Source organism: Candidatus Paceibacterota bacterium, assembly GCA_035583355.1.
Classification (GTDB): Bacteria; Patescibacteriota; Minisyncoccia; order Phycocordibacterales; family UBA6899; genus JAJZQJ01.
In genome coordinates this window covers 176,177-189,065 of record DATEZQ010000001.1, presented here as the reverse complement: position 1 = coordinate 189,065, position 12,889 = coordinate 176,177, and the positions used below count along the sequence as shown (strand labels likewise).

At 47.8% G+C, this 12,889-nt stretch carries 21 protein-coding genes and 1 tRNA gene; 6 read left to right on the top strand and 16 right to left on the bottom strand.

Going from position 1 to position 12,889, the window contains the following annotated elements:
• Positions 1-443: 443 nt before the first annotated feature.
• From rpsI to infA, 9 genes are all read right to left on the bottom strand, one after another.
• Positions 444-869 carry a 30S ribosomal protein S9 gene (rpsI, locus tag VJ579_01005; GenBank protein ID HXK37631.1) on the bottom strand — a complete coding sequence of 142 codons (426 nt, stop codon included), beginning with the start codon at positions 867-869 and terminating at the stop codon, positions 444-446.
• 1 nt (position 870) lies between these two features.
• Positions 871-1,215, bottom strand: a complete 345-nt coding sequence (gene rplM / locus VJ579_01000) for a 50S ribosomal protein L13 (GenBank protein HXK37630.1) — start codon at positions 1,213-1,215, stop codon at positions 871-873.
• A gap of 19 nt (positions 1,216-1,234) precedes the next feature.
• On the bottom strand, positions 1,235-1,597 hold the full coding sequence (rplQ, locus tag VJ579_00995) for a 50S ribosomal protein L17 (protein HXK37629.1): 363 nt from the start codon (positions 1,595-1,597) through the stop codon (positions 1,235-1,237).
• 6 nt (positions 1,598-1,603) lie between these two features.
• Positions 1,604-2,581, bottom strand: a complete 978-nt coding sequence (locus tag VJ579_00990) for a DNA-directed RNA polymerase subunit alpha (protein HXK37628.1) — start codon at positions 2,579-2,581, stop codon at positions 1,604-1,606.
• Positions 2,582-2,784: 203 nt separating this feature from the next.
• Positions 2,785-3,414, bottom strand: a complete 630-nt coding sequence (rpsD, locus tag VJ579_00985; GenBank protein HXK37627.1) for a 30S ribosomal protein S4 — start codon at positions 3,412-3,414, stop codon at positions 2,785-2,787.
• A gap of 11 nt (positions 3,415-3,425) precedes the next feature.
• The gene (rpsK, locus tag VJ579_00980; protein HXK37626.1) at positions 3,426-3,860 is read right to left on the bottom strand and encodes a 30S ribosomal protein S11; all 435 of its coding nucleotides are present in this window, start codon (positions 3,858-3,860) and stop codon (positions 3,426-3,428) included.
• Between the two features lie 159 nt (positions 3,861-4,019).
• Positions 4,020-4,397 (bottom strand): 30S ribosomal protein S13, encoded by a 378-nt coding sequence (rpsM, locus tag VJ579_00975; protein ID HXK37625.1) that lies wholly within the window; start codon positions 4,395-4,397, stop codon positions 4,020-4,022.
• Positions 4,398-4,415: 18 nt separating this feature from the next.
• Complete coding sequence (gene rpmJ / locus VJ579_00970) at positions 4,416-4,529, bottom strand: 50S ribosomal protein L36 (protein ID HXK37624.1); 114 nt, start codon at positions 4,527-4,529, stop codon at positions 4,416-4,418.
• Between the two features lie 60 nt (positions 4,530-4,589).
• Positions 4,590-4,808, bottom strand: a complete 219-nt coding sequence (infA, locus tag VJ579_00965) for a translation initiation factor IF-1 (protein ID HXK37623.1) — start codon at positions 4,806-4,808, stop codon at positions 4,590-4,592.
• A 214-nt stretch (positions 4,809-5,022) separates the two neighbouring features.
• Here infA and VJ579_00960 point away from each other — a divergent pair, with 214 nt between their 5' ends.
• The 5 genes from VJ579_00960 (at position 5,023) to VJ579_00940 (ending at position 7,958) form a co-directional block, all read left to right on the top strand.
• Positions 5,023-5,253 carry a hypothetical protein gene (locus tag VJ579_00960; GenBank protein HXK37622.1) on the top strand — a complete coding sequence of 77 codons (231 nt, stop codon included), beginning with the start codon at positions 5,023-5,025 and terminating at the stop codon, positions 5,251-5,253.
• A gap of 156 nt (positions 5,254-5,409) precedes the next feature.
• A tRNA-Leu gene (locus tag VJ579_00955) sits at positions 5,410-5,490 on the top strand.
• A gap of 6 nt (positions 5,491-5,496) precedes the next feature.
• The gene (locus tag VJ579_00950; protein ID HXK37621.1) at positions 5,497-5,913 is read left to right on the top strand and encodes a hypothetical protein; all 417 of its coding nucleotides are present in this window, start codon (positions 5,497-5,499) and stop codon (positions 5,911-5,913) included.
• Positions 5,876-6,640 carry a hypothetical protein gene (locus VJ579_00945; GenBank protein HXK37620.1) on the top strand — a complete coding sequence of 255 codons (765 nt, stop codon included), beginning with the start codon at positions 5,876-5,878 and terminating at the stop codon, positions 6,638-6,640. The genes VJ579_00950 and VJ579_00945 overlap by 38 nt, the downstream gene beginning before the upstream one ends.
• A gap of 178 nt (positions 6,641-6,818) precedes the next feature.
• On the top strand, positions 6,819-7,958 hold the full coding sequence (locus tag VJ579_00940; protein ID HXK37619.1) for a hypothetical protein: 1,140 nt from the start codon (positions 6,819-6,821) through the stop codon (positions 7,956-7,958).
• Between the two features lie 47 nt (positions 7,959-8,005).
• On the opposite strand, the gene VJ579_00935 is transcribed toward VJ579_00940, so the two are convergent.
• The gene (locus VJ579_00935) at positions 8,006-8,368 is read right to left on the bottom strand and encodes a hypothetical protein (protein ID HXK37618.1); all 363 of its coding nucleotides are present in this window, start codon (positions 8,366-8,368) and stop codon (positions 8,006-8,008) included.
• Positions 8,369-8,371: 3 nt separating this feature from the next.
• Positions 8,372-8,719 carry a hypothetical protein gene (locus VJ579_00930; GenBank protein HXK37617.1) on the bottom strand — a complete coding sequence of 116 codons (348 nt, stop codon included), beginning with the start codon at positions 8,717-8,719 and terminating at the stop codon, positions 8,372-8,374.
• Between the two features lie 122 nt (positions 8,720-8,841).
• On the opposite strand from VJ579_00930, the gene VJ579_00925 reads away from it, so the two are divergent.
• Positions 8,842-9,204, top strand: a complete 363-nt coding sequence (locus tag VJ579_00925) for a hypothetical protein (GenBank protein ID HXK37616.1) — start codon at positions 8,842-8,844, stop codon at positions 9,202-9,204.
• Positions 9,205-9,265: 61 nt separating this feature from the next.
• Here VJ579_00925 and VJ579_00920 read toward each other — a convergent pair whose 3' ends face one another.
• From VJ579_00920 to tgt, 5 genes are all read right to left on the bottom strand, one after another.
• Positions 9,266-9,577, bottom strand: a complete 312-nt coding sequence (locus VJ579_00920) for a pilin (protein HXK37615.1) — start codon at positions 9,575-9,577, stop codon at positions 9,266-9,268.
• A 38-nt stretch (positions 9,578-9,615) separates the two neighbouring features.
• Positions 9,616-9,969 (bottom strand): hypothetical protein, encoded by a 354-nt coding sequence (locus tag VJ579_00915; protein ID HXK37614.1) that lies wholly within the window; start codon positions 9,967-9,969, stop codon positions 9,616-9,618.
• Between the two features lie 4 nt (positions 9,970-9,973).
• Positions 9,974-10,375, bottom strand: coding sequence for a hypothetical protein (locus VJ579_00910; protein ID HXK37613.1), 402 nt, complete (start codon positions 10,373-10,375; stop codon positions 9,974-9,976).
• Positions 10,376-10,497: 122 nt separating this feature from the next.
• Positions 10,498-11,562, bottom strand: a complete 1,065-nt coding sequence (locus tag VJ579_00905; GenBank protein ID HXK37612.1) for a peptidoglycan-binding protein — start codon at positions 11,560-11,562, stop codon at positions 10,498-10,500.
• A gap of 89 nt (positions 11,563-11,651) precedes the next feature.
• Complete coding sequence (tgt, locus tag VJ579_00900) at positions 11,652-12,881, bottom strand: tRNA guanosine(34) transglycosylase Tgt (GenBank protein ID HXK37611.1); 1,230 nt, start codon at positions 12,879-12,881, stop codon at positions 11,652-11,654.
• Between the last annotated feature and the right edge of the window lie 8 nt (positions 12,882-12,889).

Here is a 12,889-nt window from a genome sequence, read left to right as displayed (position 1 = left end):
GTTCAATTAGTGTAAAACCTGCACGTTTAGACATCAGATAATTGTACTCTTGTATGTGGGGTGTGCAAGTAGATGCAAATGGGTTGCGGGAAGGAAGAAGTAAAAGAGATATGATGTATTAGCGCTTGACCAACTGAGAGTTGCGCTGCGGCTTGCGAGAGTTTCGCATAAGTTATTAGCGCTTGACCAACTGCGAGTCGCGATGCCAGTGTATCGTACGTTCAACTTAGTCATATTAGCGCATGACCAATGAGAGGAGTTTTGCTCGCGCACTCCAGAGGAGCCTCGCGCGGCAAAACTCTTCGAGAACCCACGGTTCTCGACACTCGAAGACTCGTTGCTTTCCTCCACGGAAACCTCACGGTTTCCGACCCTTCCCTCCTCACAGTGGTCAAAGCTCTTAAAAAAGAAAAACAGCCCTGAAGGGGCTGTTAATCTTTTTATTAGCGCTTTGACCACTGTGAGGCCTTGCGAGCCTTCTTGAGACCGAAGTGCTTGCGCTCCACCTCGCGTGAATCACGCTTGAGGTAGCCGAGCGACTTGAGAGAACCCTTGATCTCTGCGTTCTCCATAACGAGTGCACGTGAGAGACCATGACGGATAGCTTCTGCCTGAGCAGAGATACCACCACCGAGGACCTTAACAGACACTTCGTACTTACCCTCAGCACCCTCTCGGGTAACTGGTGAAAGTGCGGTGTGTGCGAGCTTAGCAGGACCGAAGTACTCTGCTGCATCCTTTCCATTAATGACCATTGAGTTCTTGCCTGCTGGTGTCATACGGACGCGAGCAATGGCAGTCTTACGACGACCAATACCCTCGATGTACTTTGCACCAGTAGAGGTGACCTTCTTCTTTGCTGTTGTCATACTATTCTTCAATAGAGAGATTCTTGAGGCGCTTATCGCGAAGGGTGTTGCCCGGAAGCATGCCCTTTACTGCGATACGAATTGCCTCGCCATATCCCTTCTTAGCGACGACCTGTGCAAGAGTTGGGCTTTTTGCGTTACCAACGTATCCGGTGTGGATATGGTAATGCTTTTCATCCATTTTCTTCTCGGTAACATCGAGCTGCGCTGCATTGATGACTTTCACCTTTACATTGCGCACGACATTCTTCGCGAAGTCAACGGAGTCCTTACCCATAAGGATGACTGCGACGTCACTTGCGACGCGACCAAGAGCAAGGCCCTTAGCATCGATTGTATATTCCATATTATTTGTGCTTTCGCAATTATGATACGAATTCAATCATCGCCATTGGACTTGCATCGCCGCGACCCGAACGTGCACCAAGCTTAATAATGCGGGTGTAACCACCTGCACGACCCTCATACTTTGGAGCGATCTCCTTGATGAGTTTGGTTGTCGTAACCTTGTTGTTGCCAAGGCGTGCAGCAATGTCGCGAGTTGTCGCAACATCTGCTCCGCGTGCCTTAGTAACAAGCTTTTCCATAATTGGGCGAAGTGCCTTTGCCTTTGCCTCTGTTGTCGTCATGCGCTCGTGTGTGATCAAATTGTTCACGAGAGAACGCATGAGTGCGAGACGCTGGCCAGCCTGTCGTCCAAACTTTTTAACTGAGTTGTGATGCCTCATACGGATTTACTGCTTCAACGTCACTCCGAAATTCGAGAGTGCGCGTTTGATCTCCTGTAAGCCCTTTTCGCCGAGTCCTTCAACATCGAGGAGGTCATCTGCAGTCTTGCGGACGAGCCCACCGAGTGTGCGAATTCCTGCATTGTTGAGTGCGTTGAGTGTACGCGCAGAAAGATCGAGTGAGTCGATACGAATCTTCAAAAATTCCATATCAACTTTCTCCTCTTGTGCTGGAGTAGCTTCCTCACGAATCTCTTCCGGTGTAGGGAGAGACTCAGTGATAACTTCCTCCTCTTTGAAACCAACGATAGCTTTGAGCTGATGGATCATTATTTCAATGGAATCCTCAAGCGCAGCGCGTGGAGTCAAAGTGCCATCAGTCTCAATAGAGATCTTCAGGCGATTATAGTCTGTACGATCACCGACACGCATTGGCTCCACCTCGTAGTTCACGCGGCGGATAGGAGTGAATGCAGCATCGAGAGAAATTCCCCCGATATCTACCTTCTCCTTCGTGATCATCTCCTTTGGAAGATAACCAAGACCCTTTTCGATGGTCATTTCCATCGTAAGTGTCGTCTTCTTGTCTGTGATCTCACAGATGTACTGCTCTGGGGTGAGCACCTCACACTGGAGACTGTTCGCAATATTTGCTGCAGTCACGAGTGCTGGGCCCTGCACTGAGAGGGTGAGCGTTTGAGGCTCATCTCCGTGCAATGCAAAGCGCACTTTCTTGAGATTCAAGATGAGCGCAATGACATCCTCCTTAACACCCTCCATAGCCGTAAACTCATGCAGCACTCCATCAATCTTGAGACCCGTGATTGCGGCTCCCGAGAGTGAAGAAAGAATGATGCGGCGAAGCGAGTTGCCGAGCGTGTGACCATAGCCAGGGTAGAGTCCCTCGATTTCATAGATACCGAGATTGCCCTCTTCAAGAACTGGCTTGGGCTTCGATGGCAATGCAACGTTGTAGTCAGGCATAGCGAAAAGATAATTTATTAGTGAAACAATATTCAATTATGTCATATGTTTTCACATATACGAAACCAAATATTGCCGACTTACTCACGGGTTCTTGGCCCACGAACATAAGTCTAAGTTTAACCAGAATGTGAACTGCTTGCGCAGTGCACGGAAGCTATTGCTATCCTCTCTATCGATCGGAGACAATAGCCCATAACTTTTTATCGAGAGTAGAACTCGATCACCGACTGGAGGTTGAATGGCATGCGAGTCTTGTCGAGCTTTGGAGCACCCTTGACGGTTGCTGCGAGCTTTGAAGTATCTGTTGTCATCCAATCTACAGGTGCCTTTGCCATATCCTCTGCTGCCGTCGCGAAGATAGGAGACTTCTTGCTGCCCTCACGGACTGCAATGACGTCACCAACCTTTACGGGGTATGAAGGAATAGTCATCTTCTTCCCATTGACTGTAATATGTCCGTGTGAAGTGATCTGACGTGCGTGTGCGCGGCTCTTTGGGAAACCGAGAACAAACACGGCATTGTCGAGGCGACGCTCAAGGCGCTCATAGAGCGACTCTGTTGGTGCGACTCCCTTTGCCTGGGCTGCTTCCTTAACGTAAGTTGAGAACTGCTTCTCAGAGATTCCGTATGAGAAACGAACCTTCTGCTTCTCACGCATCTGTGTACCGAATTCAGTAACCGTTGAACGGTGCTTGCGCTCCGCCATTGGCTTTCCTGGTGGCGTTGGGCGGCGTGCGAATGCACACTTGCCCGATGCACACTTACCTCCACGGAGGACGAGAGACTCGCCAAGGCGGCGGCAGGTTTTACATGTAGTTTTCTTTGCCATATATTCAGAACTTAGATACGACGAGGCTTCTTTGCACGAGGACCATTGTGTGGTACTGGTGTCACGTCGCGAATTGAGCTCACCTCAATTCCCTTCGCGATAAATGAACGGATCGGTGCCTCACGGCCCGAACCGACTCCCTTGACGACTGCGTCAACAGACTTAAGGCCGATCATTTGCGCCTTCTCAGCGATCAACTCGCCGATCTTTGCTGCTGCAAATGGGGTACCCTTCTTCGCACCTGCGAATCCGAGTGAGCCCGATGACGACCACATGAGGACTTTGCCCTCAGCGTCCGTGAGCGTGACAATCGTGTTGTTGTATGTCGACTGAACGTTGAGCACGCCGTGCGCTACCTTCCTCTTTGAAGAACGTGCGAGTGCGCGGGCCTTGAGACCCTGATCAACAGATGAACCAGCCTTTTTGACGATACGCTTCTTACCCATTGTACTTGCTGTTGTGTGATTAATTAATGAATGAACTAGTTTCAAGATATTTTTGCCGTGAGCGCAGTGCTGGACTGAGTCAGGCCGACGGAGACGTACGGGTTGTACGACGACGAGGCTGTCTCAGGAAGCACAAGCTCCCGGCGAAAATAATTGAAACTACTTCTTTTCTACCTTGCGACGACCAGATCCCATGGTCTTCTTCGCACCGCGAAGTGTACGAGCATTTGTCTTCGTACGCTGACCGTGGACTGGGAGTCCCTTGATATGACGAATACCGCGATAGCACTTGATGTCCTTGAGGCGCTTGATGTTTGCTGCCTTCTCACGCTTGAGGTCTCCCTCGAGTGTCATGGACTCAACCTGCTTACGAATAATCGCTTCTTGTGATTCTGAGAGATCGCCAGGCTTTTTGTCCTCGGCAACCTCTGCATTCTTAAGGATCTTCTTTGCTGTAGTGAAACCGATTCCGTGGAATACGGTCAGTCCTACCCAAAGCTGCTTATCCTCAGGAACGGTAATACCTGAAATACGCATATATTGGATGACAGAGAATTAACCTTGTCGCTGCTTGTGTCGTGGATTCTCGCAGATGACGTAAATAACGCCGCGACGACGAATCGACTTACACTTTGCGCAAATTGTTTTTACTGATGCTCGAACGCGCATAGTTTTGACTGTGAGTAACACCTCAGCAAAGTAGTAAATACTCTGCCTTGGCGGATATTATTACATTCGCTTAACAATACGAAGCTTGCCTTCGTAGGGGTTATCTACGAGAGTTACCTTATCACCAACAAGAACGCGTATACGGTGTATACGCATCTTGCCAGAGAGATACCCAATGACCTCACGGCCATCTTCGAGTTCAACTCGAAAAAGAGTATTAGGTAGTGCCTCTGATATTACCCCATTGATCTGGGCTTCGTTTGTAGTAGCTTCCGACATTCTGGATGTGGTCATGAAATATTAGCAGGAAATGCTTAAAAGGTCAAGGCTAAATGCCCCAATTTATGCTTAACTCTAGCACTATTTCAGCGTTTACCCTAATTCCCCGCATATAACCGATGCTCCCCTACCAGAATAAGCCAAAATGCCTACTATTGACATGTAATAATATTAGTAGTATGTTACTAGCAGTAGATTCTAGGAGGAATATCCAATGCAAATTACCATCTCGAATGCAGGGATGTCAGCCACGACCGGGCTCTATATGATCCTCATCATCGTTCTCATCATTGCCTTCGTGGGAATGAAGGCCTACTTCGAGAGCAGGATGAAAGATATGCCCCTGTCGGCATCGAAGAAAAAGATGGTGCGCAGAGAGCGATTTGCCACAGTGGCGCTCGCTTCACTCATTGGAATTGTATTTCTCAAAGTACTACTTGCTTAGACTTCTTGCTTACGCCTGGAGTCTCGCATCCTTCCTGCACTGTTGAGCCTTCAAGATATAAGTAGCTTAGCCTCATATCTCCTTAAATTCAATAACCCGCACCGCGGGTTATTTTTCTTTGCATCTTTTTCAAAACTCAGTTATCATGACCGCATTGCCCAGGTGGCGAAATGGTAGACGCGCTAGCCTTAGGAGCTAGTCTCGCAAGGGGTGGAGGTTCGAGTCCTCTCCTGGGCACAGTGAATGAAAAAAGAGCGCAAGCTCTTTTTTCATTTTCACTGCGACCCAGGAGAGGACTCGAAGGACGGAGCCGGTGCTGCTGTCGCACCGGCGCTGATTTCATCCGGCTCTTCGAGCCGTGATAAATCCAGCCGTGCGCGCAGTCGACGAGTCCTGGCCCTACTTGCACTTAGTCGTTTTGGCGTCATTGCGCCAAAAGACTTAGTTACAAAGGGGCGAGTTCTCGACTCCTGTTCAGTGCGCGCTCTTGCGCTCAATGAAACAAAAACCGATAAGGTTTTTCGTTTCCCTGTGCATTTCTTGCAGCATAATCATCCTATATTGCGTATTACTCCCCTAGTGCTATATTCACATGGGGATACACCCCACAAGGAGAGTCGTTATGAATACGACCTTAGCACAAACCCTCAAGCTGGATGACCCACTTGAGCTGCACTCACTGTGGTATAAGTACAAAAAAGCAGTATGGGGACGACAAACCCCCGAGTCTGCGACCATTCACAATACTATGCGTACGCTGCGAAGCATACGTCATGGAGGTCCGCTTGCATACATAAGCGTGCCTATTACCTCCGGTCTCAAGTACTACGAGCTCAAGCTCGATAATCCGGAGATGGACAAGAAGCTCTTGATGCAAGAGGTGATAAGTTATAACTATCATATGGGATGGTCGCAGGTTGAAAAAGTTGCAAGCCGTCGTAGGTGCTCCGTGCTCTATCCTGCAGATCTGGTTCCTGCTCGTCAGAAGTGGCAGCAAGAAGATTTTCAGGCGCTGTGGCTGAGTATCATTGCCGAATTCTGCACAGAGATACATATGTGCGATGGTTGGAACTTTAGCAATGGTGGCATCGAAGAACTGATTCATGTTTTCCAGCTCAAGCTGGGTGAACCTCATTCCGGTTCATTAAGTTCTCCTTTTTATAATACAAAGGGTGATCACGAACAGGAATTGGATCGCATGCGAAACATCGCCGTGTTCGATCATGAAGGAAGTCCGATTTCAATCGCAACAGCCCTTCTCCACATTGAAGAGGCTGCCATGTGGCTGAAGCAGCATGGATTTAAGGTTGAACACCATGAACGATGCCTCGAGGTTCTACACTGGACTTCAGAAATGATCAAAATCGGCTTTTATCAAAAGATCTAGTGCGCCATACCCCCATTCTGATATGGGGGTTTTCTCTTGCCAATCCTCCCCAAATACCGCTATATTCCTTGATATCCTGACACACCAAAAATCACTTGCCAAAAAGTTATTTTCATGTTATAGATAATGCAGAGTTTTTGCTGTACCTCTCAACCAATTTCCCCAGAAAGGAGCCATTATGAGCTCTCAGTTTGCTGTTTTGAAGAAAGGTTTCGGTCTCGGTTTTTCGATCGCCTACATGCTCATCCTCCTCGGAGGGGTCCTCTTTGCATTCTCGCCTGGCGAGAATCAAGCAGGAGTCCTCATCACAGGTGCGCTCATCAGCCTCATTCCCATCGCGTACATCGCGTATGGGTCCGGATTCGTTCCGGATGATCCAACACCACTGGATCCTGACGCGCCAACGAAGAGGCAGAATCAAGCGCGTATCATGGTTGGACATTCCCTCGTTTGGGCAGTCCTCATCATGTTCCCGCTGCGTCAGGCTCCTGTCCTCAGTGGCTTCCTCATCCTCCTCATCATCACCCTCGTCTTCGTCGGCCTCGCCTACAAGACGCCCAAGGTGAATGAGAGTGACACGAAGGATTCCCTGAAGACGCTCGAAGGTTGGGTCAAACCAGCTATCGTGATCGTCATCGCACTTATCTTCATCTTCGGTGCGGCATACCACATGCACCTCGGTGCACACGCTGATAAGGCGATTCAGATTTCTGGGAATGCCGAAATGGCCAAGGCCGTCAGAAATGGCGACATCCTCGAAATGATCGCGCTGAAGTACCGCGAGGTGACGAGCAAGCGTAGTAGTGGAAATTGGGAGGCAGAAGAGCGCCGCATTCGTGGTGCGTCCTTCGACCTTATCCCCCGTGGTGACCAGTCAGGTCAGTGTGATCCTCTCGCAGGAGAGCAGCGCGTGACGCTCCATCAAGGGCCTCCTCCTGCTGCTGCCCAAAGTGCAGCCACTCTCCCTGGCTTCATCGCCTCGGTGAACAACTGGAGTCGGCCTGTTGTGCTTAGCCCCGGGTTTACGGATGGGATTCCCCTTACGCCGGATAGCTACATCAACATCTCGACACCAGCTGACGCAGTGTTCATTACGTTCATGACCGAAGCGACAGGTGCGGGCACCAACATCATTCTCGAAAATGGCGTATGCCAGCAAAACGGGAATCAGTATGTCTGCACTGGCGCCTGGCGCCAGGGTGGTGCACGCGGAACCTACAGCATGAGTGTTCAGCAGACGGGTGCAACTGTCCGCCTCTACGCAAATGTTGATGGCGACAACATCCAAGTGTGCCAGATAACTATTCTCATCCGCTAGCGGATGAGGCAAAACAAAACGCGACCCAATGGGTCGCGTTTTTTCTATTACTCAGAAAGTTCAGTCGGAATCGCTGGAGTTTGCCTAAGGTCAGAGGTTGTTACACTTGTACCCAAAGATTGCTGCACGTAGCCGACGATCGTCCATATTCCCACCATGACAAAAAGGATAATACCTGAGAATATCATCATGTCTTTGCTCTTTGCGAGTGTTACTGCTCCCGAGTTTGATGCTCGTATGAAAGTGATGAGTTGATAGAAAAAATAAAGCATCGCTAGTGGCGTCATGAGTTTTATGAGCGCAAGAAGCAAATTCATAAAGTTCATGAGGACGTCATCCACTGTACTTGTTTGCGCAAGCGCACCTAGTGGAAGCAATAGGGCTGCAAGATAAAAATATTTTTTGCTCATATGCTATACGTTATTGGTGATGACACTAGAAGGTGCACCCACACTTGCCGCGATAAACTTCATAATTCCAAAGACCGTTGCCATAATAGCAACACCGACAACACCATAAATAAGGGAATTCTTGAGCTTGTCCTTTTCGAGCTTATCTCCGCCCATCGTATATTGGAGAACCGCCCAAGCGAGATAGACAATCGCCACTGCAAATCCAAGAGTAATGAGTGGATTAACAATCTCGACGAGCACGCGACCGAAGAATGCGCTTACTTGTGTAGGAAGTGCAACGCTCGTTGCGGCAAAAGCATTTCTCGGTAAGAAAAGTAAAGTGAACAGACGGACAACTATGCGTTTCATACCTTTATTGTAACATGATACCAGCGCTCATATATTTGACTGTGGACAACTATGCTTCCCCTTTTAAGGTATATTCCGTATAATTATAGAGTCATCAAATGATTAGACACTAATAATTCCATATGTATAAACGCATTCTCGCAGTAACGCTCATGGTAGCCCCAGCTTTTGCCTTTGCGCAGAACAATGTTCAGGGTCCACTTGGCGATACGCTCAACCAGGTCGACGCAGTACTCAAGTTCTTCCTTGGTATTGCAATGCCACTCGCAATCGCCTTCTTCTTCTGGGGACTTATCAAGTTCATCAAGGCAGGGGACAGTGCTGATCTTAAGGTTAAGGGCAAGAACCAAATGATCAGTGCAGGTGTTGCACTCTTTCTCATGGTTGGAATCTGGACCATCCTTGGTTATGTTCAGAAGTCAGCAGGCCTTACGGGCCAGGTAGAAGTATCTGCGCCACCAGCACTTGACGTCATTCCACAGTAACAACTGATCACCCAACTCTAGTTGGGTGATTTTTTGTATTTAAAAACCCCTTTTGGGGGTTTTAGTTTGAACGAGTAGTAGGAAGATATCCAGGATCATCAGGAACTAAGTCAAAAGCCTTTATGGCAAAAGTGACCATTCCCCAGAAACTCACGGCAATGAAGAATGCAATGATTGAACCCTTCATCATTTCTTTCGCATTTCCCCTCTCCTTTTCATTCTCTGCGTTCTTCATGAAATTCACGAGACCCCAGAGGAATGTAAGGATTGTGAGTAGCCAGACAAGTTTCGTAAGAGTTGAGATAAGTGACATAATATATCCCCAAAGTGAGAATACATCCTGCCCTTGAGCATATACGAGAACTGGTAACATGCTCACAATCGCAATGCTCGATATGTATTTTTTCATGACTACGGAGTTGGCGCTTTTAATATTGGAATACCGACTTCTGACCAACCGAGCGTATTTGTGAAGATATAGATAATGCCCCAGAGTGAGAATAATACCGCCATGCCGACTATCCCCCAAATAAGACGTAAGCGCATTTCGCCAGCCGTCTTTCCGTCTCCCTTATTCAATGCAGAAATGTATTTGAATACCGTATAGATGATTCCGAGAGAAAAAAGTGCAAAAATAGTCTGCATAAGATACCCCACGATAACAAGCGCAAACCCTACAAGTTCTCTAAACGAACCATATTGTTGCGCAAATGCAACAGCCGGAAAAGTGAGGAGAATAGGGAGAAGAAAAAGTGTTCGTTTCATATGATTATTGTGCTCCAACTATAGTTCCTGGCCCAGCAACAGTACTAATAGTGCTCTGGATCGCCATTGCAATTCCCTTTGCAGCCAGAATGATCATCGTGCCAACCACGACGTAAGTAAGCATTGTGCGGGCATTTTTGATCTTTGCGGAGTCACCCTTAGCAGTAGCAAATGTGTATCCAGTAAAGATGATCGCAAGTGCTACGATGGGCATCATTAAGCTAATGAAGAGGTCAAGTAGTACGGGTATCGCATCTTGAATCGTCTTCACGTCGCCCCAAATACTTTCTCGTAATGGGTTGCAGAATAGTGCACTACATTCATTCCGAGTGTCACTCTCTGCTGAGCTTTGTGCGAGGGCAGCCATCGGCAAAAGGATGAGTAGTGTTAAATATATTTTCCGCATATACCATTATTGTAAACTATATCTCGGAAATTGAAAGTTGATAGCTTTTAACTTAAAAACCAGCAAGGTGTATATTTGCTGGTTTTTGGTGTATTTTGGATATTTTGCTACTATCTGTTTTCTCACTGATCGTTCTCGCCCTCTCCCCGATCGCGTTCAAATTTAGGAATCAGGTCAGAAATTGTATCCCAGAATCTCATTCTTTCCTCGTTGAATTTCTTCTCGAACTCTTTTAGCTCTGGCCTCTCTGTGCGCTCTCTGTTCCTCGTTGAGCTTGCAGTCCTATCATCATCCTCGCGATGCATTTTCTCGGCTCGATCGATCTCACGCATATCTTCAAAATCATATTTTCCATCCTCGTTGATATCCATTTTCTTGAATATCGGGCGAGGTGCTGGCAAGTCGCCACATCCAACAACGACACCCGCTCTGTGTACCATGACTGATAGAGGATACGTTGCGAACAACTGAGCAATAGTTTTCCCGATCGTTGTCTCTGATTTGTTGCGAGTGATGTCATTTAGTGGAATCGAAATCGGAGATGAAGATGCGCACGATCCAGAGTGGATATGCGTTGCGTAACTCACAGTACTTGTACTCACATTCAAATCATCTTTGCTCCCAAAGTGTACAACGACTCGAGACGAACTTGCGTCTAGTGGGAAAATACTTACTTCACCTTTGGCAACAATTGATCCCACAGGGAGAATGGTTGCATGGACAGGAGCGAAGCCGCCACGCAAAAGACCTGGAGGAATACCAATAGTAGAAGAGCTAATATCGTCAAATAGCTGATTCAGCTGCCCCCTCGTTTGGGGTCCAATTTCACCTGTCTGCTCGAGCCCAAGTCGCTCCTGAAGCTTACGCACTGCTTCTTTCGTCAATGCACCAAAGAAGCCAGTTGCTTGACCACTAAATAATGTAGGATCAGTGCTGAGCGTCTGCTGTAGGAGTTTAACGTCATCACCTGAGTAACCTGACCTCAGGTTTCGTGTCAGTTGTAGCTGAGACTGCAGTGTTGCAATTTGAGCTGTTGCCTTTTGCTGACTCTCTGTGAGCGCAACGATTTGTGCACGAAGATCATCAATGATCTTTTGCAATGCCGCAATATCAGCAGTCTGCGCTGATGCAATGCTTGAAACGAAAAGGATGGCACTTACCGCACCAATAAAAATATATTTCCTCATATATGCTATTATCTATTAATATACTAAGTATACTATATATACTGGCAGTGAGGTAGAGTTATGCACAACAAAACAACCGCTATATGCGGTTATGTTATTGCCCCATCTTTGTAGTAACGCATGAGAAAAGCATTTTTGAATTCTTCATACCCTCCGAGCTCCATGCGTTCTCTGATTGCATCGACGAGATGTACTATAAAGTAGAGATTATGAATTGATGCAAGTGTACCTGCGAGCATTTCCTCGGACCTAAATAAGTGCGCAAGGTAGCTACGGGTAAAGTGTGTACAAGTATAGCACTTACAATCATCCTCAATTGCGCCGAGATCACGAACGAACTTTGCATTGAAGAGATTGAGGCGTCCATCCTTGGTGTAGACTCCACCGTTGCGCCCCATACGCGTAGGAGCGACACAGTCGAAAGTATCCACACCATTCTCGCAGCCAAGAAACATATCAATAGGCTCGCCGATACCCAGGAGATGACGAGGCTTATCCTCAGGCAGCAGAGCGTTTACCCAGGCAACTGCAGTTCCAATATCTTCTTTTGTAAACGATCCCCCAATACCAAAGCCATCAAAGTCCATATTTCCCAGGGTGCGCGCGGACTCTTCCCGCAATTCACGATACTTTCCACCTTGCACTACACCATAAAGCCCCTGTTGTTCTCTTGTGGCGAGAGATATTCCAAGCTTCTGGTGGTGCTCGAGTGAGCGCTTTGCCCAGCGATGGGTACGATCAAGCGCCTCCTTCTGATATTCAAGTGGATCAATTGGCGAAGTGCACTCATCGAAAGCAAATGTGATATCAGCACCAAGGTTGTGTTGAATTTCCATTGAGCGCTCTGGTGTGAATCGATGTGCACTTCCATCGAGGTGAGACTTGAAAGTGACCCCCTCTTCATCGATAGATGCGAGTGCTCCGTGATCGTCCTTTGGTTTTTTCCCTGCGCGACCGTCTTCCTCACGTGCAACAGCACCTGTTGCGACCTTCGAAACACCTTTGCCGAATGCAGCACCGAGTGAGAACACCTGAAAACCACCTGAGTCAGTAAACGTGGGACCATCCCAGTGCATGAACTTTGCTACACCTCCATTCTCACGGACGATTTCATCACCTGGCTGCAGATAAAGATGGTAGGTATTTTCGAGTGTCGCTTGTGCGCCTAAATCTTTTACCATTTCCGGAGTGAGTGCCTTTACGGTCGCCTTGGTACCAACAGCAATGAATGCGGGAGTTCGAATGCTTCCATGTGGGGTTGTAATTTCGCCGACACGTCCGAGTGTTCCTGCGAGTCTTTTCTTGATTGAAAACTTCATTTTTGGAG

Coding starts and splice junctions, on each gene's coding strand:
- VJ579_00905 (HXK37612.1), bottom strand. CDS start 11,562: ATGAGGAAATATATTTTTATTGGTGCGGTAAGTGCCATCCTTTTCGTT.
- VJ579_00930 (HXK37617.1), bottom strand. CDS start 8,719: ATGAAACGCATAGTTGTCCGTCTGTTCACTTTACTTTTCTTACCGAGA.
- VJ579_00950 (HXK37621.1), top strand. CDS start 5,497: ATGAAAAAAGAGCGCAAGCTCTTTTTTCATTTTCACTGCGACCCAGGA.
- rpmJ (HXK37624.1), bottom strand. CDS start 4,529: ATGCGCGTTCGAGCATCAGTAAAAACAATTTGCGCAAAGTGTAAGTCG.
- VJ579_00945 (HXK37620.1), top strand. CDS start 5,876: ATGAATACGACCTTAGCACAAACCCTCAAGCTGGATGACCCACTTGAG.
- VJ579_00920 (HXK37615.1), bottom strand. CDS start 9,577: ATGTTACCAGTTCTCGTATATGCTCAAGGGCAGGATGTATTCTCACTT.
- rpsM (HXK37625.1), bottom strand. CDS start 4,397: ATGCGTATTTCAGGTATTACCGTTCCTGAGGATAAGCAGCTTTGGGTA.
- VJ579_00915 (HXK37614.1), bottom strand. CDS start 9,969: ATGAAACGAACACTTTTTCTTCTCCCTATTCTCCTCACTTTTCCGGCT.
- VJ579_00925 (HXK37616.1), top strand. CDS start 8,842: ATGTATAAACGCATTCTCGCAGTAACGCTCATGGTAGCCCCAGCTTTT.
- rplM (HXK37630.1), bottom strand. CDS start 1,215: ATGGAATATACAATCGATGCTAAGGGCCTTGCTCTTGGTCGCGTCGCA.
- VJ579_00990 (HXK37628.1), bottom strand. CDS start 2,581: ATGCCTGACTACAACGTTGCATTGCCATCGAAGCCCAAGCCAGTTCTT.
- VJ579_00960 (HXK37622.1), top strand. CDS start 5,023: ATGCAAATTACCATCTCGAATGCAGGGATGTCAGCCACGACCGGGCTC.
- rpsI (HXK37631.1), bottom strand. CDS start 869: ATGACAACAGCAAAGAAGAAGGTCACCTCTACTGGTGCAAAGTACATC.
- rpsD (HXK37627.1), bottom strand. CDS start 3,414: ATGGCAAAGAAAACTACATGTAAAACCTGCCGCCGCCTTGGCGAGTCT.
- VJ579_00910 (HXK37613.1), bottom strand. CDS start 10,375: ATGCGGAAAATATATTTAACACTACTCATCCTTTTGCCGATGGCTGCC.
- VJ579_00940 (HXK37619.1), top strand. CDS start 6,819: ATGAGCTCTCAGTTTGCTGTTTTGAAGAAAGGTTTCGGTCTCGGTTTT.
- infA (HXK37623.1), bottom strand. CDS start 4,808: ATGTCGGAAGCTACTACAAACGAAGCCCAGATCAATGGGGTAATATCA.
- VJ579_00935 (HXK37618.1), bottom strand. CDS start 8,368: ATGAGCAAAAAATATTTTTATCTTGCAGCCCTATTGCTTCCACTAGGT.
- rplQ (HXK37629.1), bottom strand. CDS start 1,597: ATGAGGCATCACAACTCAGTTAAAAAGTTTGGACGACAGGCTGGCCAG.
- rpsK (HXK37626.1), bottom strand. CDS start 3,860: ATGGGTAAGAAGCGTATCGTCAAAAAGGCTGGTTCATCTGTTGATCAG.
- tgt (HXK37611.1), bottom strand. CDS start 12,881: ATGAAGTTTTCAATCAAGAAAAGACTCGCAGGAACACTCGGACGTGTC.